Genomic DNA, 20,786 nt, shown 5'->3' with positions numbered 1-20,786 from the left:
AACTCTCCTGTAGTATCAGTGTGCCGGCGGCTTTTTCATCAAGGGAACCAGCAGCGCGGCAAGTAAAAAACCCATCATGATGAGGTAGAAAGCATCGGAAAATGCCTGGGTCCGCGCCTCCCGCAGCGCCAGCGCGGAAAGTTTTTTCAGCGCCGCCGTCTGCGCGGCATCCGGCGAGATCCCCTGGCCGGTGAAGTTTGCCGCGCTGCGCTGAACAAAATCGCTCATTGCCAGGTTGGCGTTATTCAGATGGTCTGCCAGGCGGCTGTAGTGCAGATTGGTTCTGTCGTTAAGCACCGTGCCGCACAGGGCGATACCGATGGCGCCCCCGAGGTTGCGCATCAGATTAAACAGCCCGGAGGCCAGCTTCAGGCGCGCGGGCGGCAGGCTGCCCAGCGTCAGGGTCACCGTTGGCGCGACGGCAAACTGCTGCGCCAGTCCACGAAAGGCCTGCGGGAGCAGCAGCTGATCCGCCCCCCAGTCGTGGGTGATCGGAACAAAGCTGTACATCGACACCGCAAAGCCGATCAGCCCGGCCATCAACAGCCAGCGCAGATCGACGCGGTTGGCGAGCCACGAATAAAACGGAATGGACATGACCTGGAACAGACCGGTGGAAAATACCGTCAGGCCGATCTCCAGCGCACTGAAACCGCGCACGCTACCCAGATACAGCGGGGTTAAATAGATGGTGGCGAAGATGCCGACGCCGGCCATAAACGAGAAATAGCAGCCGAGGCTGAAGGATCGATCCTGCAGGGCGCGGAGATCCATCACCGGCTGCGGATGGCGCAGGGTGCGGATAACAAAGGCCACGCCGCAGAGCAGGGCGACCCAGGCGGTGGTAGTCAGGGTCGCGTCATCAAACCAGCCCCAGCGCGGACCTTCTTCGAGGGTATATTCCAGGCAGCCGAGTGACAAGGCCAGCAGCAGAATACTGAGATAGTCGGCGCCGCGCAGCAGAGTGGGGTCGGCGCTGTCTACTTTCACCAGCAGCGGCACTGCCACCGCGATGTAAATCCCCGGAACAACGTTGATAAAGAACAGCCAGTGCCAGTTGTAGTTTTCGGTGATCCAGCCGCCCACCGTTGGACCCAGCGTCGGGGCGAGTGAGGCCAGGCCGCCGATCGTCGCCGCGGCAATAACCCGCTGTTTGCCCTGGAAAAAGGCGAAAGCGGTGGTGAACACCAGGGGGATCATCGACCCGCCCGCCAGTCCCTGCAGGGCGCGGAAGGCGATCATACTCTGGATGTTCCACGCCCAGCCGCACAGCAGGCTCATCAGCGTGAATCCCGCCGCGGAAGCGGCAAACAGCCATCGGGTCGACATGACCCGGGCCAGCCAGCCGGAAAGCGGGATAATAATGATCTCGGCGATCAGGTAGCTGGTTTGTACCCAGACGGTTTCATCGTCGCCCGCCGACAGGCCGCCGCCAATATCCCGCAGCGAGGCGGAGACGATCTGGATGTCGATAAGGGCAATAAACATCCCCACGCACATGCTGGCGAAGGCGAAGATCTTCTTCGCCGTCGGCATCGACAGACCCTGCGGGGCGGACAGCGCCTGAACGGTGCTCATTGAGGGTTCTTTTCGTTCACGGTGACGATCACCGACAGTCCCGGGCGCAGGACGTCAAGCTTTGCCCCGTCACCTTCCAGCGCAATGCGGACCGGCACCCGCTGCACGATTTTAGTGAAATTCCCGGTCGCGTTCTCCGCCGGCAGAATGCTGAAGCGTGAACCGGTCGCCGGCGCCAGGCTGGCGACCTGCCCCTTAAAGGTATGGTTCGGCAGCACATCGGCGACGATGGTCACCGGCTGGCCGGCACGCATATGCGCCAGCTGGTTTTCCTTGAAGTTGGCGTCAATCCACAGGCCGTGCGCGGGCACCAGGGAGAGCAGCTGCGTGCCGCTGCTGACGAAGGAGCCGGACCACGCGCGGCGGTTGCCAATCACCCCATCGAACGGCGCGCGAATGTCGGTATAGCTGAGGTTCAGCCTGGCCATCTCGAGGTTAGCCTGGGCCTGCGCCAGGGCAGCCAGGGTTTGCTGCTGGCGAGCATCCAGCACCGCCAGCTGAAGTTCGGCCACGGTTTTATCCGCTTTGGCTTTCTCCTGCTCGGCATACGCCCGGCGATAATCGGCGGAGGCGTTATCGCGGATCTGTGCGGAAATCGCGCTCGACGCGGCCAGGGCGTTATAGCGTCGGTTATCGTTAGCCAGTTTTTCGGTTGCCGCCGTGGCGGCCAGTAACGAGGCCGTAGAGCCGGCAATGGTCGCCTGCTGTAGCTGGCGGGTAGCCTGGATATCGGCCAGCGCGGCCTGCTGCGCCGCCACTTCTCCGGCGGCTTTCGCGAGGGCGGCGCGATAATCGCGGTCGTCAATGCGGATCAACAGGTCACCTTTTTTCACCGCCATATTGTCCTGCACCGCCAGCTGCTGGATATAGCCGGAGACTTTGCTGGATATGGCGCTAATGTCGCCGCCGACATAGGCATCATCGGTGGTCTGCATAAAGCGCCCGGTATGCCACCAGTAAGCGCCGTAGCTCGCTGCCGCCAGGGCGGCAGCGCCCAGTGCCGCCAGGACAAGAGTATTTTTCTTACTGGTCGGATTCATTGCTGGCATCTCTGTAAGGTTCAGGCTGGAATTTTTGCCCGCTATCGCCTTCGCGTTTGCGCAGCAGATATTCATGACGATATTTCATCAGCGGCGAGGCGGCGGGGCCCGGCACCATGGCGTATTTACCCGGAATAATCTCTTCCCCGGTCGCTTTATCCACCATGACTGGCTCCACCCGTCGCTGGGTGGCGGTTTCCACCAGCTGCATCTGACGGCCTTCGGGAGCGAAGTGGCGATTACCCCATTCCGCCAGCGCCAGCAGCACCATGCGGAAATCGCGGCCGCGCGGGGTGAGGTGGTATTCGTAGCGCGGCGGCGTGCTGCTATAGCAGACCTTCTCCAGCAGCCCGTCGTCGACCAGCGCCTTCAGGCGGCGCGACAGAATATTGGGCGCGACGTTGCTGCTTTTCTGAAATTCGTCGAAGCGGGTAAAGCCCGCAAAGGCGTCGCGCAGGATCATGATGCTCCAGCTGTCGCCGATGCGGCCCAGGCTACGGGCGATGGGGCAGGGAGCGTGGCAAAGCGGTTCATTTTTCATGGGCGGTCCAGGGAGCAGGTGGCTGTTGCCAGCAAATTGACATAGTCACTATCAAAATGCAAGTTACTATTGATAACCGTCAGGGGAGCAGCCGCTGGCGTTCCGCTACGTCATTTCTTCCTTTGAATGCTGAAAGCGGGACAGTCTCCGCCGCCTGCTTATTTCTGCTTTACCGTAATAAGAGATAAAAACCGCTGATGGCAGATGAAACATTTTAATAATCATAAAAATCGATGTGGTGGGTAATGACCTTTATTGGGGGATACGATATAAGGTATGGCGAACGCAAATTAATATTCTCATAACTTTTTAAGGTTAAATAAATGAAGCAGGTGGGTATTGTTGGCTGGCGGGGCATGGTTGGCTCAGTATTGTTGCAGCGAATGATCGAAGAGAATGATTTCGACGATATTTCAGCGCATTTTTTTAGTACCTCCAGTGCGGGTGCCGCGGGCCCGGTTATTAATGGTAAAAGCGACAGACTGAAAGATGCGAATTCCCTTAGCGCCCTCGCCGAAATGGATATTATCATCACCTGTCAGGGCGGGGATTATACCAAAGCCATCTATCCGGCGTTAATTCACTCTGGCTGGCAAGGGTACTGGATCGACGCCGCTTCGGCGCTGCGAATGGATGAGAACGCCTGCATTATTCTCGACCCGGTCAACCGCGATAATATCGATCGTGCGGTGAAAGCAGGAGTGAAACTGTTTGTCGGCGGCAACTGCTCCATTACGCTGAGCCTGATGGGGCTGGCCGGGCTGATCAAGGCTGATCTGATCGAATGGATGAGCGTCATGACTTATCAGTCTGCCTCCGGGGCGGGCGCCAAACAGGTGCGGGAATTGATCGCCCAAAGCGCGTATATCAGCCAGTATTTGTCCGCTGATGAACTGGCGGCATCAGGTTCCGTGCTGCCTTTAGTCAATAAAGTGAGTGAGCTGATTAATAGCGCCGGCATGCCGGTGGAGCATTTTGGCGTCCCGCTGATGGGCAGCATTATTCCATGGATCGACAGCGATTTAGGCGATGGAAATAGCCGCGAAGAATGGAAGGGTGAGGCGGAAACCAATAAAATACTTGGCCTTGCGCCCGGCGCCATCCCGGTTAATGGTTTATGTATTCGGGTCGGCGTGATCCGCTGCCACAGCGCTGCCATTACCCTTAAACTTAAACGTGAGGTCAGCGAAACGGAATTCGCAGAGTTAGTGACCCATTCCCATCCGTGGGTAAACTATATCCCCAATAATAAGCCAGAGAGTGTCAGTAAACTGACCCCGGCTGCTATTAGCGGTTCACTGCAGGTGGGTATTGGCCGCTACAAGAAAATGTCGCTAAATAATGAGCCGATCTACTCGGTGTTGACGGTGGGCGATCAGCTGTTATGGGGCGCGGCGGAACCCTTGCGCCGTATGTTAAATATCCTGCTTGGCAAAGTGTAATGACTGTTGCTGCCTGATAGGCCTGCGGCAGAAATGACCTTTTCAGCGCAAGACTCTCTGCTGGTTCAGCAGCCCTCAATCATCCTGACCATCGTCAATCACTCCATTTTTACCGGTTCGGGAATGGCCAGTGGAGACGGTATCCACCTGGCCATAATCGGTATTGTTCCCCTCAGTCCATCAGACTGACCTGGGCGGCGACAATCCGCCAGCCATAGGGAAAGCGCACCCACGTCTGCTGCTGGCGTCCAGGGCGGGCGCTGCCTTCGCGGGTGAACTCGGTGCTGCACACCGCCATGTCCGCGCCAAAGGTGGTGATGATGGTATGGCGCAGATCGCGGGCCAGACCGGCGGCGGGGCGGGCGGCGCGAAAGGCGCGGATCGCCTCGATGCCATACAGATTTTCGCCGGCCCCCAGCCGTACGGTGCGCGGGTCGTGCCAGAACAGCGCATCCAGCGCCTCGATGTTATTGCTGACCAGCGCCTCTTCATACTGATAAAACGCCGCCGTCACCTCGGCGAGGATCGCCGGGCGGTCTACATTATCCAGATTGATCATGCTGCACTCTCCGCCACTCGGGCATCGGTAATGCCCATCGCTTCCAGCGCCCGCGCGGCGCGAAGACAGGCTTGTTCGTTAAACGGCGCGGCAATCAGCTGCAGGCCAATCGGCTTGCCGCTGGCGGTACGCAGGGGCACGGTCGCCACCGGCAGCCCGAGGAAGGAGATCGGCTGCGTCAGCATTCCCATGCTGGCGCGCACCGGCAGCGGCTGGCCGTTAATCACCATCTCCTCGGCGCCAATCAGCGTGGCGCTGCATGGGGTGGCCGGGGCGATCAGCACATCGGCCTGACTGAACAGGGATTTCATCGCCTGACGGGCATGGCGGCGGAAGCGCTGGGCCTGCAGATACCATGCGGAGGGGATCATCGCCCCGGCCAGCAGCCGCTCGCGGGAGTGAGGCTCAAAGCGCTCGGGCGAGTGGCGAAGATCCGGCAGATACTGATTGCCGCCTTCGCTGGCGCTGATGATAAAGGCCGCCGAGCGGGCCAGGGCGGCATCCGCGAACTGCAGCTCGCTGTCGGCGCCCAGCGCGTGGGCGACCCGATCCACGGCCGCCCGGGCGTCGTCATCGCACCAGGTGGTGAAATAGCCCCCCAGCCGCGCGCAGCGCAGACCCTCCAGCCCGCGCTCCAGCAGGTTGCCGGTGCGCTCGCTGGCTTTATCGGCCTGAAAGTCATCGGCCGGGTCGCGCCCCTGCAGGGCGTCATACACCGCGGCGAGGTCGGCCACCCGGCGGGCAAAGGGACCAATATGATCCAGACTGGCGACAAACGGATGGCTGCCGGAGCGGGAGAGGCGGCCGAAAGTGGGTTTCAGGCCAAAGATCCCGCACAGCGACGCGGGGACGCGGATCGATCCGTTGGTATCGCTGCCGAGGCTGAAATGGACCAGCCCGGCCGCCACCGCCGCGGCCGAACCGCCGGAAGATCCGCCGGCGATCCGCGACAGATCGTGCGGGTTATGCGTCGCGCCATAGTGGCTGTTTTCGGTGGTGAAGCCGTAGGCGTAGGCGTCCATATTGAGCATCCCGCTGAGCAGGGCGCCGGCGCTGTGCAGCTGGCGCACCGCCCAGCTGTCGCTGGCTGCCGGCGGCCGGTCGCTCAGCAGTTCCGCGCCGGCGAGGGTGGTGTGCCCGGCGACATCAAACAGATTTTTCACCGCGTAGGGAATGCCCGCCAGCGGCGGCAGGGGGCGCTTTTCCCGGCGCAGGGCGTCGATGCTGTCGGCCTCCGCCAGCATGCGCTGGGCGGTGACCTCGGTCCAGGCGTTGATCTGCGGATTCACGCGGGCGATATCGTCCAGCGTCTGGCGGGCGATCTCCCGGGCGCTCAGTTCGCCCTCGTGCAGCGCACGCTGGATCTCGGCGATGGTGAAATGGTGAAGTGTCATGCTTTATACACCCCCGCAATGTCGTCGCGCGGCCCGAGGGGATAGTCCATCAGCGGCTGCGCCATGGCGGCGATGCGGGCAAACTGGCGCTCCAGCTCCTCACGGCGCGGCGCATCCAGCTCCAGGCGCAACAGGTGGGTCATTTGCGTCAGATACTCGCTCCAGTCTGGCTGTGTGGTCATGATCTGCTCCTTAGTATCCGGCGGCGGCGCCGTTGCTGCGTGGATCGGTAGCCCCTTCAAGCAGGCCGTTGGGATGGCGGACAATGGCCCCGGCGTGGCCCATCGCCTCGCTGAAATCGGCCAGCACTTCCACCTCGTGCCCCAGCTCGCGCAGGCGAGCGATGCAGGCGGGGGCAAAGCGTCCCTCCAGCTTCAGTGAATCCGAGGACTGGCCCCAGGTGCGGCCCAGCAGCCAGCGCGGCCGGGAGATGCTCTCCTGCAGCGGCGCCCCCTGCAGGATATAGCGGGTAAACAGCGCCGCCTGGGTCTGCGGCTGACCGTCGCCGCCCATCGAGCCATAGACCATCACCCGGCCATCGTTCAGGCGCGCCGCGGCGGGGTTGAGGGTATGGAACGGCTGTTTGCCTGGCGCCAGCGCCAGAAGATGCTGCGGATCGAGGCTGAAGGCCGCCCCGCGGTTTTGCCAGACGATCCCGGTCTCCGGGATCACAACGCCGCTGCCAAACTCGTGATAGATGCTCTGAATGAATGACACCGCCAGGCCGCTGTTATCCACGACGCCCATCCAGACGGTATCGCCCGGGCCTTTGCCGCCGCCCCAGGGCGAAGCGCTGGCGTCGTCGATGCTGTCGGCCAGCGGCTGCAGCGCCTCCGGAGTCAGCAGTTGCTGAACGTCGACATCCAGATGGCGCGGATCGGTGATATGCGCATCGCGCAGGGCAAACGCCCGCTTGGTGGCTTCGACGATGCGATGCACCGTTTGCGCCTCGTCGGCGTCGGCCATGTTCAGACGGTCAGTGATGCCGAGGATCGCCAGCGACACCAGCCCCTGCGTCGGCGGGGCGAGGTTCCACAGCGTGCCCTGTCGGTGCTGGAGCGTCAGCGGCGCCGGGCGCCGGGCGCGGTGGGCCTGCAGGTCGCCGAGGGTGACGGGCATCCCCAGCGCGGCCATCCCCTGGGCGAGACGTTCGGCCAGCGGGCCGCGATAGAAACTGTCGAGACCGTCGCTGGCCAGCATGCGCAGGGTTCCGGCGAGGGCGGGCTGGCGAAAGCGGCTGCCGGCCCGGGGGGGCTCGCCCGCCGCCAGCCAGGTTTCGCTGAAGCCCGGCTGGTGGCGCAGCTCTTCCAGTTTGCTGGCGGTGGCATGGGCCTGGGAGGCGGTGACCGGAATGCCGTCTTCGGCATAACCGATAGCATCGGCCAGCAGGCGCGCCACCGGCAGCGCGCGGCCGGTTAAGTCCCGTGAAATTCGCAGCGCCTCGTCCCAGCCGCTGACGGTGCCGGCGACGGTCAGCGCCGCCTGCGGCCCCCGGTGGGGGATATGCCGCTGACCGGCATAGGCTTCGAGGGTGGCCAGCGAGCCGGCCGCACCGCTGGCGTCAATGGCGATGGGATCCCCCTCGGGAGGCACGATCAGCCAGAAACCATCCCCGCCCAGGCCGTTCATGTGCGGATAGACGACGGCGATGGCCGCGGCGGCAGCCACCATCGCTTCAATGGCGCTGCCGCCCTCGCGCAGGATGGCCAGCGCGCTCTGGCTGGCGAGGTGGTGAGGAGCGACCGCCATGCCGTGGGTCGAAACGTTGCTACTGTGCATAAATTATCCTTTCTGAACGAATCACCCGCAGAACACTGCAAAAGCTGTTCCATCTCTGAACGTTTCGTTTCATTGATAAAAACAATGACCGGAATTTTCCCGCTGGCACGCTATGTGTAAGGCATAGCAGATACAGTATGATGAGGGATGGATGATGAAACGAAAGTTACAGGGGCGCTATGCAACAACTCGATGAACGACTGAAAGGGCAATATGCCTCGCTGTCGCCGCAGGAGCAGCGGGTGGCGGATTTCATCTTTGACCACTTTGATGACCTGATAAGCTACAACAGCGCCGAGCTGGCGCAGCTGAGCGGCGTGTCGAAAGCCACCGTCAGCCGGCTGTTCAAGCGCCTGGGCTATGACAAATATAAGGACATGCGCGATGAACTGCGCACCCTGCGCCAGAGCGGAATGCCGCTGACCGACCAGCGCGACGCGGTGCAGGGTAACACGCTGCTGGCGCGTCATTATAAGCAGGAGATGGCGAACCTCACCCAATGGGTCAATGCTCTTGACGCTCACCAGTTCGCCGAGGCGCTGACGGCGATGGTGGCCGCGCGCCGCATTGTGGTGATTGGCATGCGCAATGCCTATCCGGCGGCGCTACACCTGCGCCAGCAGCTGCTGCAGGCTCGCGGTCAGGTGCTGGTGCTGCCCCAGCCGGGGCAGAGCCTCAGCGAAGAGCTGGTCGACCTGACCGCCGATGACCTGGTGGTGATGATGGCGTTTCGCCGGCGGCCGCGGATCGTGCGCCCGCTGCTGCAGCAGCTGCAGCGCGATGGGGTGCCGGTTCTGTTAATGTGCGAGCCGCAGGCCCACAGCCTGTTCCCGCTCTCCCGCTGGCAGCTCTGCGCGCCGCTGGACAGCGTCTCGGCTTACGACAGCTATGCCTCGGTCAACAGTCTGATCAATCTGCTGGCCAATGCCTTTCTGCATGAAACGCTCGACAGCGGTCGTCCGCGGATCCACGATATCGCTACGCTTTATCAGCAACTGGACGAGCTGGAACAACGCTGATGGGGCGCCAGCGTGGTGCTGTGCATCAATATGGTGCATTTGGTTCCGCGTTCTGGCGCCGTCGATTTTTACTCTTCTGCTCCTTACTCCCTGTCCTTTCTCACTTTTTGCGTTAATTCCTCGCCAACCCTCGCATCGGCCGCATCTGGCACATTAGTTGCAAAAACAGATTCAAAGAATCTTTTGTTTCATGCTAACGTAACGGGTAAACATCATGAAGAAACTGTTGATCGCACTGGCCGGGGCCGCTTGTCTCCTTTCGTCTGTTTCCGCCGCTCAGGCTGACCAGCTCCAGGATATTGAAAAACGCGGCGTCATCCGCATTGCCGTACCCCAGGATTTTCCGCCATTCGGCTCGGTGGGGACCGACCTGCAGCCGCAGGGGTATGACATCGACATGGCGCGCTATCTGGCGAAGTCGATGAAGCTCAAGCTGCAGCTGGTCCCGGTAACCAGCGCCAACCGCGTGCCGTATCTGCAGACGGATAAGGTGGACCTGGTGATCTCCAGCCTCGGCAAAAACGCTGAGCGTGAGAAAGTGATCGACTTCAGCCGCGCCTACGCGCCGTTCTTCCTCGGGGTGTTTGGCCCGAAAGGGGCGGAGCTGAAGGACGCGGCCGCGCTGAGCGGTAAAAGCGTCGGCGTGACCCGCGGGGCGGTGGAAGACATGGTGCTGACCAGCGTGGCGCCGCAGGCGGCGCAGATTAAGCGCTACGAGGACAATAATACCACCCTGTCGGCCTACCTGTCAGGCCAGGTGCAGTACGTCGCCACCGGGAACCTGGTGGTGGCGGCCATCGCCCGGCAGAACGCCGACAAAGCGCCGGTGCCGAGCTTTATGCTGAAGGACTCGCCGTGCTTTATCGGGCTGAAAAAGAACGAACCAGCGCTGAAGGCGAAAGTGGATACCCTCATTGAGCAGGGCATTAAGGACGGCACCCTCAACGGTCTGTCTGAGAAGTGGCTGAAAGCGCCGCTGCCTGCCAGCCTCGGCGCGTAAGGTCTGTGGATGACGGAGCAACTTCATTTTTCTGAGCTCTGGCCGCACTGGCCGGAGCTGCTGGCCGGCCTGTGGGTGACGGTGCAGCTGACGGTGCTGGCGACGATCGGCGGACTGGCGATCGGTATCCTCGGGGCGGCGATCCGCAGCGGCCGCCCGGGCGCACTCAGCCGGGTCTGGGGCGGATATGTGGAAATCATTCGTAACACGCCGTTCGTGGTGCAGCTCTTTTTTATCGTCTTTGGTTTACCGAACCTGGGGCTGAAGATGACCGCCGGCGAAGCGGCGCTGCTGGCGATGGTGGTTAACCTTGGGGCCTACAGCACCGAGATCGTGCGCGCCGGCATTCAGGTGACGCCGAAAGGCCAGTGGGAGGCCGGACGCGTGCTCGGACTCAGCCGGACGCAAACCTTCGTTCGCGTCGTGCTGCCCCCGGCGCTGCAGCGGATTTATCCGGCGCTGGTCAGCCAGTGCATCATCGTGATGCTCGGCTCGTCGGTGGTGTCGCAGGTCTCCTATGAGGAGCTGACCTTCGCCGCCAACCTGATCCAGTCGCGGACATTTTTGAGCTTTGAGGTCTATCTGGTGACCACCGGGATCTACTTAGCGTTATCGATAGCGATGCGTCAGCTGCTGATGGCGGCGGGGCGTAAATGGCTGGGAGTGCAGGCATGATGACCACCTTTACCGACTGGGACATTATCCGCAACCTGCTGCTGGCCGGTCGCTGGACGGTGCTGCTGTCTCTGGTCGCGTTCACCGGCGGGGCGCTGGTGACCTTACCGTTGCTGCTGTTGCGCCTGACCGGCGGACGGCAGGTAAAACGACTGATCCGCGGCTACGTCGAACTGTTTCAGGGGACGCCGCTGCTGATGCAGCTGTTTCTGGCATTTTTCGGCGTGGCGCTGTTCGGCATCGACGTCTCGGCATGGACCGCGGCGTCGGTGGCCCTGACGCTCTACACCAGCGCCTTTCTGCTGGATATCTGGTTCGGCAGCATTCGCGCGCTGCCGAAAGGCCAGTGGGAAGCCTCGCGCTGTCTCGGGCTGAGCTTCGGCCAGACCCTGTACCGGGTGGTGGCGCCGCAAGCGCTGCGCATCGCCATCGCGCCGACGGTGGGGTTCGCCGTGCAGGTGATCAAAGGTACGGCGCTGGCCTCGATTATTGGCTTTGTGGAGCTGACCAAGGCGGGAACCATGCTGACCAACGTCACTTACCAGCCGTTTAAAGTGTTTGCCCTGGTGGCGCTGGGCTATTTCATTCTGTGCTATCCGCTGTCCCGCTACAGCCGTTATCTGGAGAACAAATTCAATGCCTCTCATCACCATTAATCAGATGCAGAAGTACTACGGCGACAACCATGTGCTGAAGGGCGTCGATCTGGATATCGACATGGGGGAAGTGATCTCGATCATCGGCCGCAGCGGCTCGGGCAAAAGCACTCTGCTGCGCTGCATCAATGGCCTGGAGGGGTACCAGGAGGGGAGCATCAAGCTCGGGGGCATGACCATCACCGACCGCGATTCCCAGGCCCGGGAGATCAGCCGCTCCATCGGCATGGTGTTCCAGAACTTCAATCTCTTTCCGCACATGACGGCGCTGGAGAACGTCATGCTGGCTCCGCGGCGGGTGCTGAAGAAGTCCCAGGCCGAATGTCGCGAGCTGGCGCAGCGGATGCTGGAGAAGGTCGGGCTCGGCGACCGTCTGGATTATTACCCGGCCAACCTCTCCGGCGGCCAGCAGCAGCGCGTGGCCATCGCCCGGGCGCTGGCCATGTCGCCAAAGGTTTTACTTTGTGACGAAATCACCTCGGCGCTCGACCCGGAACTGGTGGGCGAAGTGCTGAAGGTGCTGGAGCAGCTGGCGGCGGAAGGCATGACGTTGATCCTCGTCACCCATGAAATGAATTTTGCCCGCGAAGTGGGCGACCGCGTGGTGTTTATGCATCAGGGGCGCGTCTGGGAGCAGGGCGACAGCAAAACGCTGTTCGCCAGTCCGCAGACAACCGAACTGAAACAGTTTATCTCCTCGGTGCGCGGTCTTAACTAACGTAAGGAATGGCAGATGGATATTACTCAGTTTTCGCAAATTAACCCGCCGCAGCGCCTGCTGATGGGTCCGGGGCCGATCAACGCCGACCCGCGTGTGCTGCGCGCCATGGCGAGCCAGCTGGTGGGGCAGTACGATCCGGCGATGACCCACTATATGAATGAAGTGATGGCGCTCTACCGCGGCGTGTTTCGCACCGAAAACCGCTGGACGATGCTGGTGGACGGTACCTCCCGCGCTGGTATCGAAGCGATCCTGGTGTCGGCGATCCGTCCGGGCGACAAGGTGCTGGTGCCAGTGTTCGGCCGGTTTGGCCACCTGCTGTGCGAAATAGCGCGCCGTTGCCGGGCAGAGGTACACACCATCGAGGTGCCGTGGGGGGAAGTCTTTACCCCGGACCAGGTTGAGGACGCGATCAAGCGCGTGCGCCCGCGCCTGCTGCTTACCGTGCAGGGCGATACCTCGACCACCATGCTGCAGCCGCTGGCGGAGCTGGGGGAGATTTGTCGTCGCCACGACGTGCTGTTCTATACTGACGCCACCGCGTCGCTCGGCGGCAACCCGCTGGAAACCGACGCCTGGCAGCTGGACGCGGTGTCCGCCGGGATGCAGAAGTGCCTGGGCGGCCCCTCCGGCACCTCGCCCATTACCCTCAGCCCGCGGATGGAAGAGGCGATCCGCCGCCGCCGCTGCATTGAGCAGGGGATCCGCACCGACGCCCACCACGATGGCGTCGACGAGATGATCTACTCCAACTATTTCGATCTCGGGATGGTGATGGATTACTGGGGGCCGGAGCGCCTTAACCACCACACCGAAGCGACCTCGGCGCTGTTCGCCGCCCGGGAGTGCGCGCGCCTGATCCTTCAGGAGGGACTCGACAACGGCATCGCCCGCCACAAGCTGCACGGCGATGCGCTGCTGAAAGGGATCCAGGCGATGGGTCTTGAGACCTTTGGCGACCTGCGGCACAAAATGAACAACGTGCTGGGGGTGGTGATCCCCAACGGGGTCAACGGCGACCAGGTGCGTAAGCTGATGCTGGAAGATTTCGGCATTGAGATTGGCACCTCGTTCGGCCCGCTGCACGGTAAAGTCTGGCGCATTGGCACCATGGGCTATAACGCGCGTAAAGACTGCGTGATGCAGACCCTCAGTGCGCTGGAGGCGGTGCTGAACTACCTCAAGTTCACCACCACCCAGGGCGCGGCGATGCAGGCGGCCTGGGATCACTACCGCACCGAGGGCAACCTATGAGTGATACCATCCGCCAGCAGGCGGAGAGAGAGGCGGCCGCCAGCCGGGTAATGGCGCGCGCCGACCAGCTGGCCGCCCTCAGCGAAACCGCCGACGCCCTGACCCGGGTCTATCTGTCGCCGGAGCATCTGCAGGCCAACCAGCTGGTGGGTCAGTGGATGCAGGCCGCCGGTATGATGGTGTGGCAGGACAGCGTCGGCAATATCTGCGGTCGCTATGAAGGCGTGCAGGAGGGCGCGCCGGCGGTGCTGCTGGGCTCTCATCTTGACACCGTGCGCAACGCTGGGCGCTACGACGGCATGCTCGGCGTGCTGACGGCGATTGAGGTGGTGCAGCGTCTGCACCAGCAGGGGCGACGGCTGGCAAAGGCTATTGAGATCGTCGGTTTTGGCGATGAAGAGGGCACCCGCTTCGGCATCACCCTGCTTGGCAGCCGCGGCGTCACTGGCACCTGGCCTGAAAGCTGGCTGTCGCAGTGCGATGCCGGCGGGGTGAGCGTCGCCCAGGCGCTGGTGAATGCCGGGCTCGATCCGGCGCGGATCGCCCATGCCGCCCGCCGCCCGCAGGATATCGCCGCCTATCTGGAACTGCATATCGAGCAGGGGCCGAGCCTGGAGCAGGCGGGTCTGGCGCTCGGCGTAGTGGAGGCGATTAACGGCGCCCGCCGCCTGAACTGCCGCTTTACCGGCGAAGCCGGCCATGCCGGCACGGTGCCGATGCTCCATCGTAAGGACGCGCTCGCCGCGGCGGCGGAATGGATGGTGCAGGTGGAAAGCCTGACCCGGCAGCGCGGCGGCAATCTGGTGGCGACGGTCGGCACCCTGCGCTGTGCGCCGGGCGCGGTGAACGTGATACCGGGCGAGGTGCAGCTGACGCTGGATATTCGCGGCCCGCAGGATGCGCCACTGGCGGCGCTGCTGGAGGAGCTGCTGGCGGAGGCGCAGGCCATTGCCGGGCGCCGCCAGCTGAGCTTCAGCGCCGAGGAGTATTATCGCATCGCCGCCACCGCCTGCGACAGCCAGCTGCAGGCGGTGCTGAGCGAGGCGGTGGTGGCGGTGCAGGGGCGTTCGCTGACGCTGCCGAGCGGCGCAGGGCATGACGCTATCGCCATCGCCGAGCGCTGGCCATCGGCCATGCTGTTTGTGCGCTGCCTGGGGGGCGTCAGCCATCACCCGGCGGAATCGGTCACCACCGCTGACGTCGGGCTGGCCATCGACGCGTTCTCCCGGGCGGTAGAGCAGGTGGCCGACGCCTGATCGCGCCGGTTGCCGTACCCCGGCTGGCGGCGTTACACCGCCAGCCGGTTGACCACCTCGGCGACGGAGGTGATGGCATGGATATTGCCGATCCCCGCCCCCACCGAGATATACCCCTCATCAGTATTCCCCTCCAGCATGCCCAGCCGCATTCCTCGCAGACCGCCCATCGCCTGGGCCAGCTCGGCCTTTGAGGCGCCGGCCCGGTCCATGGCCACCAGTGTGTCGCTCAGTTTGCCGGGCAGAGCGCGGTAGTAGTCCGGCAGGGTACGGAACAGCCGCAGATCGAGGCCGTTGGCGGCGACAATTTTCGCTTTCACCGAGTCGGGAACCCGGCTTTCGACGGTGCTGATGAATACCGAACCGGCGAAGACGCCTTCCGCGCCGAGGGCGTGAGCGGCACGCGCCCCTCGGGCATCGGTTATCCCCCCCGCGGCCATTACCGGAACCCGCTGTACCGCGTCAACAATCAGCGGGACGATGGTGAAGGTCCCCAGCGCGGTGCCCGGCAGCGTGCCGCCTTCGTCAAAGCCGGTGGCGACGATAATGTCCGCTCCGGCCTGCTCCGCGCGGCGGCTGTTCTCAGGCGTCGGGTTAATATCGCGATAGATAATGGTGATCCCGGCGGCTTTCAGTTCGTCAAAGAGCGCCGGTTTTAACGAACCGTCGCCGTAGCCGGTGTAGACCACCACCTTAACGCCTTCCGCTTTGATCACCGGCAGGATCGCCGGCGTCCAGATGTCGTTTTCCGCCGTCGGGATCAGATTGACGGCAAAGGGTTTCTCGGTCAGCTGTTTGGTTTTGCGGATCTCTTCGCGCATTTTCTCAGCCGTCGCTTCCGGCGTGGAGACGGCGGTTGCCGCCGTCAGCCCGGCGTTCGGGCCCAGTACCCCGAGACCACCGGCGTTGCCGACGGCCGCCACCAGACGCGCATCGGTCAGCCAGGAAAGCGGCCCCTGGACCACCGGTTTTTCAATACCCAGAATGCGGGCAACGCGGTTAGATTGCATGATATTTTTCCTTTTATGTTAACAAGTTATCTTTTTTTTCGCCCCAACGATACGGCAATGAGAGCAGTGTAGGCGCCTTTATTGTTTTAAAAAATGAGCGAAAAATTTCATCACTATTATTAATTTAGTAATAATTACGGCAGGCGATGAGATAGGGGACGGGCCGTTATGCAGATGAATCTGTTTGAAAATATTAAAATCTTTATTGAAATCGTCGACGCCGGCAGCTTTTCCCAGGCGGCGGAAAATTTGCAGATCCACCGGCCGGCGGTGACCAAAGCGCTGCAGCAGCTGGAGCGGGAGAGCGGGGTCAGGCTGCTGCAGCGTACCACCCGGCGCCTGTATCTCACGCCGGAGGGAGAAGAGTTTTATCGCCGCAGTAAACCGCTGCTCTCCCAGGCCGACGATCTGCTGGAGTCGTTCGCGCCGGACCGGCCGATACGCGGCCAGCTACGCGTCGATATGCCGATCGCTTTTGCACGGCTGCTGGTGATCCCGCATCTGGCGGATTTTTATCAGGCCCATCCGGAGGTGGAAATTGTCCTCAGCAGCTCCGATGTGCGCCGGGATATGCTGCGCGATGGCCTGGATTGCCTGCTGCGGGTGGGTGAACTGGAGGATGGCGACTATGTGGCGCGCTCGCTGGGGGAGGTGGCGTTAACCACCTGCGCCAGTCCGGAATATCTGGCGCGCTATGGGGCGCCCGCCACGCTGGAGGACCTGCAGTCGCACCTGGCGGTGAACTGGGTGAACAGCAGCAGCCGGCAGATTATGCCCTGGCGATTCCAGACCCCGGAGGGCGTCCGGCAGGTCGCCATTCCCGGCAAGCTGGTGCTGGACAACTCGGAAGTCTTTACCGCCGCCGGGCTGGCGGGGCTGGGGATGCTGCAGGGGATGCGCTTCTTTTTACAGCCCTACATCGACAGCGGCCAGCTGGTGGAAATTTTACCGGACTTTCCGGCGCCGCGTCGGCCGCTGTCGCTGCTCTATCCGCACCGGCATCTTTCGCACAAGGTGCGGGTCTTTGCCGACTGGCTGCAGGGGCTGGTGGCGACCCTGGCGCGGACGCCGCCGGCTTGACTCTGCTGGCTGAGCGTTTATATATAAAATGTGAATGCTATTAAAGCAATAAATCACAAGGCTGGATAATGACTCAACCTGTAAGGGAATGCTGATGAAACTCTGGAATAAAACACTGCTCGCTTCCGCACTGTGCCTGACCCTGTTTGGCTGCGACGATGCGTCGAAAGTAGATAACAAACTAGATAAGGCCAAAGATAATGCGGAGCAGATGAAGGATGCCGCGGCGGACAAAGCCCAGGCGATTAAGCAGGATGCGGATAAGCAAATTGATACGCTGAAAAGCCAGGCCGACGCCGAGGCCGATCGCCTGAAGGATCAGGCCAGCGCCATCAAGGCGGAGGCGGACAAGAAAGCGGATGCCATCGCCGAGCAGGCGAAAGCCCAGGCCGATGCGGTGAAGCAGAACGCAAAGCAGGAAAGTGACCGCATCGTCAAAGAGGCGGGTCAGATCAAAGACAACGCCATCGGCGATGCCAATCAGCTTTCGGCGGAAGCGGCGAGCAAAACCAAAGCCATTCAGGACAGTATCGCGAAGGATAAACAGAACGCTACGCCACCGGCCGCTCAGCAGTAACTCGCGGTGTTTGCCTGGCCAGCCGCCGTCCGTAAAAACAGAGCGTGGAGCCTGATATCGCGCCCGACGGCGCTGCGCTTGCGCGGGCCTGCAAGGGTGCGAGTTGGCTGCGCAATGATCGGGTATTGTAGGCCGGGCAAGACGTTGCCGCCGCCCGGCACATAGAACGGCAATAACATCCTGCTCAGGGGTATCTTACGATACCCCTTGTTTATGCCCGTTCCGGGTTCAGCGGTTTGGAAGCAGGGTACCTTTCAGGCCGTGCGGCTCGGAGCGCAGATATTGCGAAGGTACGCGAACCTGGGCGCCAAGGCTGGCCGCGGCGTGCCATGGCCAGTGCGGATCGTAGAGCACCGCGCGGGCGAGGGCGATCAGGTCGGCATCGCCATTCTCCAGCGCCGCTTCCGCCTGCTGCGGGTCGGTGATCAGCCCCACGCCAATCACCGGGATGGCTACCTGCTCGCGAATGTCGCGGGCGAAAGGCAACTGATACCCCGGCCCGACGGTGATTGCCTGCTGCGGCGACAATCCGCCGCTGGAAACATGGATATAGTCGCTGCCCAGCGCTTCCAGCTGCTGACTGAACTGAATGGATTGCTCGCCGTCCCAGCCGCCTTCGACCCAGTCGGTAGCCGACAACCTGACGCCCACCGCCATGGCGTTGCCCACCGCCTCGCGGATTGCCTTAAACACTTCCAGCGGATAGCGCATGCGGTTTTCCAGCGAACCGCCATACTCGTCCCGGCGCTGATTGCTGAGCGGCGAGAGAAACTGGTGCAGCAGATAGCCGTGGGCGGCGTGCAGCTCAATCAGCTCAAAGCCCAGGCGTTGGGCGCGCAATGCGCTGGCGACAAAGGCCGCTTTGATGCGCGCCAGATCGGCATGGCTCAGCTCGGCCGGGGCGCGATCGCCGTCGTGAAACGCCACCGCGGAGGGGGCGACGGTCTGCCAGCCGCCCTGGTTGAGCGCCAGCTGATGGCCACCCTGCCAGGGGGCCGCGCAGGAGGCCTTGCGCCCGGCATGCCCCAGCTGGATCCCCAGAGGGATCGGTGACCAGGCCCGGATATCCTCCACCACGGCGCGCAGGGCGTTTTCGGTTTCATCATCCCACAGCCCCAGATCTCCCGGCGAGATACGTCCCGCCGACTCTACCGCCGTGGCTTCCAGAATTAACAGGCCGGCGCCGGAGAACGCCAGCTGCCCGAGATGGATCCGGTGCCAGGACGTCGCCTTCCCCTCGTCGGCAGAGTACTGACACATGGGGGCGATAACGATACGGTTATCCAGCGTCAACTGACCAATACGCGTCGCGCTAAAAAGATGACTCATGAGTACCTCGTAAATGTTAGACGTGGTCTTGCTCGGGGGCGAACAGCCACTGTTTATAGCACGCCTGCCAGCCCCCCTTTATTCGGATATTGCGTTTAAACGTCCCGCTAGTCGATAAACCAGAGACGGCGCCGCCGGCCGGTTGCCTGCTGTGACACCGCGCGGGCCATTGCGCTGCCAATCTCGGCGCTGGCCGTCAGCCCCTGGACAAAGGGGCGATCGTGCATCAGCCAGGGAAGGGCGCCGAAGGCGACCCGGCCGCGCACTGCCTCCGGCGCCTGCAGCGTGTAGTCATCGCCAACGTCCGGAATAGCGTCGCCGCAGGCCAGCAGCTGCTGGCGCAGTGAAGGAAAGGGCAGATCCCGGGTTTTGAGCGCTTTCTGTCCGCGGGCATCGATAAAGACATCGAATTCACAGCGCTGCTGATGATGGACAATTAGCGTCCGGTCAGACTCGCGCTGCAGATCGTAATCCTCACCCAGCGCCACAATTCGCAGAATGCCCGCCCGGTGCAGGGCCAGCAGGCGGCGAATGGACTCCGGCGGGATCGCGGCGTAGTTATCGATAAACACGCGGGCGAGCCCCTGGCGGAAGCGACGGCTGTCCTCGTCGTTGAGCTGCGGCACCACGGTTTCAATCGCCTCGTGCAGGCGGAGAATGGCATAGCGCCAGGGCACCGTGTGGCGCTCGCGCTTATTGCGCTCCACCTCCTGCAGATTGCGCTGCGCCCACTGGAAGGGGTCATGGGTAAGACGGTCGGCAAACCAGGCGTCGGCGATGCTGTCAGGCGTCAGCTGGCGCAGCCCCATCGCCTGGCACCAGGCCGGGGCGGCATATTCCAGTTCCTGGACGATCAGCTGAAACACCCGCTCCAGCAGGCCGTCGCTACCCTGAGCGACGGCCGCCTCGAGGGCGGCAGGGGTGGCGAACTCCAGCGGCTCCCACGGGATCGGGCAGTAGAAATCGGCCTCCGGCAGCACGCCGTTGCGTGACATCAGCGTGATCTCCAGCGCTTCGCTGCCGGGATGCAGGGAAAAATGGGTCGTTTTGTCATGTTCAGTATGGAAAACGCCGTGGCGGGCCACAACCGCCACGGCGGCATCAATCGCGCTTAAGGAGGTCCCGAGGATCCCGACCCGACAGGGGGCGATGTGGGACTCCATCAGGCCGGTCCACGGACTGGGGAAGTACTGCCGGCTGGCGCGTTCTTCTTCAGGCCACAAATGGCCGGTGGCTACCACCACCAGATCGACGATATCCGGCTGCGCCGCGCTGTCGGTGTGGATGGCGATCCCGACGGGCTGCACCGCAATATCCGTGACCTCACAGGACTCGCAAACGTTCACCACGAAGCCGGCGTCTCTGGCCCGTTGGACAAGATACAGAAAGCGGTCGCGGTAGTACTCGCCGAGGATCACCCGCGGTAGAAACTGGCGCTCATGCAGCGCGTGCCGTTCAAGACCGCGCGCCGCCAGCCAGTCATCGCTCTGCTGCTGCAGCCATTGCAGATAGGTCAGGTCGATAGGGGGGATCTCAATGCTGGCGATGTTGGCCAGCATCTGCGCCGCGGTATTATCATCGCTGTAGGGCATACCGACCCCGGCCTGCGCCTCTTTTTCAAACAGCGCGATCGATAGCGGCTCACCGCGCTTCACCAGTTCATACAAGGTGTAAATCCCCGTCGGCCCGGCGCCGACGATGGCGATTCTCTTCATGATTCTCTCCCTTCCTGTGGGTGGATACGGCATCGGGGCAGTGCACTGAAACCAGCCTGTCCTTAATTCTGGTCGAAAATTAGCGAACCGGTGGGCCGTCGAACGCAATTTGAAACAAATTAGCGTGCTAATAAACTTGCCGACGGCCGGAAAAGGGGTGT

Annotated in this window: 20 protein-coding genes; 10 read left to right on the top strand and 10 right to left on the bottom strand. The window is 62.4% G+C overall.

The annotated features are described in order from the left end of the window. Window positions 1–15: 15 nt before the first annotated feature. The 3 genes from MKR05_RS04430 to MKR05_RS04420 are packed head-to-tail and all read right to left on the bottom strand — an operon-like array spanning window position 16 to window position 3,159. Window positions 16–1,578 carry a DHA2 family efflux MFS transporter permease subunit gene (locus MKR05_RS04430; protein WP_130952643.1) on the bottom strand — a complete coding sequence of 521 codons (1,563 nt, stop codon included), beginning with the start codon at window positions 1,576–1,578 and terminating at the stop codon, window positions 16–18. Then, on the bottom strand, window positions 1,575–2,618 hold the full coding sequence (locus MKR05_RS04425) for an HlyD family secretion protein (protein ID WP_064154588.1): 1,044 nt from the start codon (window positions 2,616–2,618) through the stop codon (window positions 1,575–1,577). Before MKR05_RS04425 ends, MKR05_RS04430 begins: the two co-directional genes overlap by 4 nt. Further along, window positions 2,602–3,159 (bottom strand): helix-turn-helix domain-containing protein, encoded by a 558-nt coding sequence (locus MKR05_RS04420; RefSeq protein WP_032446066.1) that lies wholly within the window; start codon window positions 3,157–3,159, stop codon window positions 2,602–2,604. The genes MKR05_RS04425 and MKR05_RS04420 overlap by 17 nt, the downstream gene beginning before the upstream one ends. A gap of 323 nt (window positions 3,160–3,482) precedes the next feature. On the opposite strand from MKR05_RS04420, the gene asd reads away from it, so the two are divergent. Beyond that, window positions 3,483–4,601: an aspartate-semialdehyde dehydrogenase gene (gene asd, locus MKR05_RS04415; protein ID WP_130952641.1), complete on the top strand. Its 1,119-nt coding sequence runs from the start codon at window positions 3,483–3,485 to the stop codon at window positions 4,599–4,601. A 172-nt stretch (window positions 4,602–4,773) separates the two neighbouring features. Here the strand turns inward: asd and hpxZ are convergent, their stop codons facing one another. The 4 genes from hpxZ to hpxW are packed head-to-tail and all read right to left on the bottom strand — an operon-like array spanning window position 4,774 to window position 8,333. Then, a complete protein-coding gene (gene hpxZ / locus MKR05_RS04410) occupies window positions 4,774–5,160 on the bottom strand; it encodes an oxalurate catabolism protein HpxZ (RefSeq protein WP_044523350.1) in 387 nt (128 codons plus the stop codon). Beyond that, entirely contained in the window at window positions 5,157–6,554 is a 1,398-nt protein-coding gene (locus MKR05_RS04405; protein WP_064154592.1) for an AtzE family amidohydrolase, read from the bottom strand. Before MKR05_RS04405 ends, hpxZ begins: the two co-directional genes overlap by 4 nt. Next, on the bottom strand, window positions 6,551–6,736 hold the full coding sequence (hpxX, locus tag MKR05_RS04400; protein ID WP_023289758.1) for an oxalurate catabolism protein HpxX: 186 nt from the start codon (window positions 6,734–6,736) through the stop codon (window positions 6,551–6,553). Before hpxX ends, MKR05_RS04405 begins: the two co-directional genes overlap by 4 nt. A 10-nt stretch (window positions 6,737–6,746) precedes the next feature. Next, the gene (gene hpxW, locus MKR05_RS04395; RefSeq protein WP_107112422.1) at window positions 6,747–8,333 is read right to left on the bottom strand and encodes an oxamate amidohydrolase; all 1,587 of its coding nucleotides are present in this window, start codon (window positions 8,331–8,333) and stop codon (window positions 6,747–6,749) included. 179 nt (window positions 8,334–8,512) lie between these two features. Between hpxW and hpxU the strand changes: the two genes are divergently transcribed. From hpxU to hpxK, 7 genes are all read left to right on the top strand, one after another. Further along, complete coding sequence (hpxU, locus tag MKR05_RS04390; protein WP_023289756.1) at window positions 8,513–9,352, top strand: MurR/RpiR family transcriptional regulator HpxU; 840 nt, start codon at window positions 8,513–8,515, stop codon at window positions 9,350–9,352. A 214-nt stretch (window positions 9,353–9,566) separates the two neighbouring features. Further along, the gene (locus tag MKR05_RS04385) at window positions 9,567–10,352 is read left to right on the top strand and encodes a transporter substrate-binding domain-containing protein (RefSeq protein WP_023289755.1); all 786 of its coding nucleotides are present in this window, start codon (window positions 9,567–9,569) and stop codon (window positions 10,350–10,352) included. Window positions 10,353–10,361: 9 nt separating this feature from the next. Further along, on the top strand, window positions 10,362–11,027 hold the full coding sequence (locus tag MKR05_RS04380) for an amino acid ABC transporter permease (protein ID WP_044523341.1): 666 nt from the start codon (window positions 10,362–10,364) through the stop codon (window positions 11,025–11,027). Continuing rightward, on the top strand, window positions 11,027–11,683 hold the full coding sequence (locus tag MKR05_RS04375; protein ID WP_002905295.1) for an amino acid ABC transporter permease: 657 nt from the start codon (window positions 11,027–11,029) through the stop codon (window positions 11,681–11,683). The genes MKR05_RS04380 and MKR05_RS04375 overlap by 1 nt, the downstream gene beginning before the upstream one ends. Further along, window positions 11,664–12,401, top strand: coding sequence for an amino acid ABC transporter ATP-binding protein (locus tag MKR05_RS04370; RefSeq protein WP_002905293.1), 738 nt, complete (start codon window positions 11,664–11,666; stop codon window positions 12,399–12,401). The genes MKR05_RS04375 and MKR05_RS04370 overlap by 20 nt, the downstream gene beginning before the upstream one ends. A 15-nt stretch (window positions 12,402–12,416) precedes the next feature. After that, entirely contained in the window at window positions 12,417–13,658 is a 1,242-nt protein-coding gene (locus tag MKR05_RS04365) for an alanine--glyoxylate aminotransferase family protein (protein ID WP_023289753.1), read from the top strand. Next, the gene (hpxK, locus tag MKR05_RS04360; protein ID WP_284118080.1) at window positions 13,655–14,914 is read left to right on the top strand and encodes an allantoate amidohydrolase; all 1,260 of its coding nucleotides are present in this window, start codon (window positions 13,655–13,657) and stop codon (window positions 14,912–14,914) included. The genes MKR05_RS04365 and hpxK overlap by 4 nt, the downstream gene beginning before the upstream one ends. A 32-nt stretch (window positions 14,915–14,946) precedes the next feature. Here the strand turns inward: hpxK and MKR05_RS04355 are convergent, their stop codons facing one another. After that, window positions 14,947–15,924: a nitronate monooxygenase family protein gene (locus tag MKR05_RS04355; RefSeq protein WP_064157875.1), complete on the bottom strand. Its 978-nt coding sequence runs from the start codon at window positions 15,922–15,924 to the stop codon at window positions 14,947–14,949. 174 nt (window positions 15,925–16,098) lie between these two features. Here MKR05_RS04355 and MKR05_RS04350 point away from each other — a divergent pair, with 174 nt between their 5' ends. Both MKR05_RS04350 and MKR05_RS04345 read left to right on the top strand, forming a co-directional pair. Then, a complete protein-coding gene (locus tag MKR05_RS04350) occupies window positions 16,099–17,004 on the top strand; it encodes a LysR family transcriptional regulator (RefSeq protein ID WP_072199057.1) in 906 nt (301 codons plus the stop codon). A gap of 88 nt (window positions 17,005–17,092) precedes the next feature. Beyond that, window positions 17,093–17,581, top strand: coding sequence for a hypothetical protein (locus MKR05_RS04345; protein WP_032452914.1), 489 nt, complete (start codon window positions 17,093–17,095; stop codon window positions 17,579–17,581). Window positions 17,582–17,809: 228 nt separating this feature from the next. On the opposite strand, the gene MKR05_RS04340 is transcribed toward MKR05_RS04345, so the two are convergent. Both MKR05_RS04340 and MKR05_RS04335 read right to left on the bottom strand, forming a co-directional pair. Further along, a complete protein-coding gene (locus MKR05_RS04340) occupies window positions 17,810–18,910 on the bottom strand; it encodes an NADH:flavin oxidoreductase/NADH oxidase (RefSeq protein ID WP_050534103.1) in 1,101 nt (366 codons plus the stop codon). 107 nt (window positions 18,911–19,017) lie between these two features. Then, complete coding sequence (locus MKR05_RS04335) at window positions 19,018–20,625, bottom strand: FAD-NAD(P)-binding protein (RefSeq protein WP_248569368.1); 1,608 nt, start codon at window positions 20,623–20,625, stop codon at window positions 19,018–19,020. Between the last annotated feature and the right edge of the window lie 161 nt (window positions 20,626–20,786).

Source organism: Klebsiella sp. K5-204 (assembly GCF_030128585.1).
GTDB classification, from domain to species: domain Bacteria; phylum Pseudomonadota; class Gammaproteobacteria; order Enterobacterales; family Enterobacteriaceae; genus Klebsiella; species Klebsiella quasipneumoniae.
This window is presented reverse-complemented; position numbering and strand designations above follow the sequence as displayed.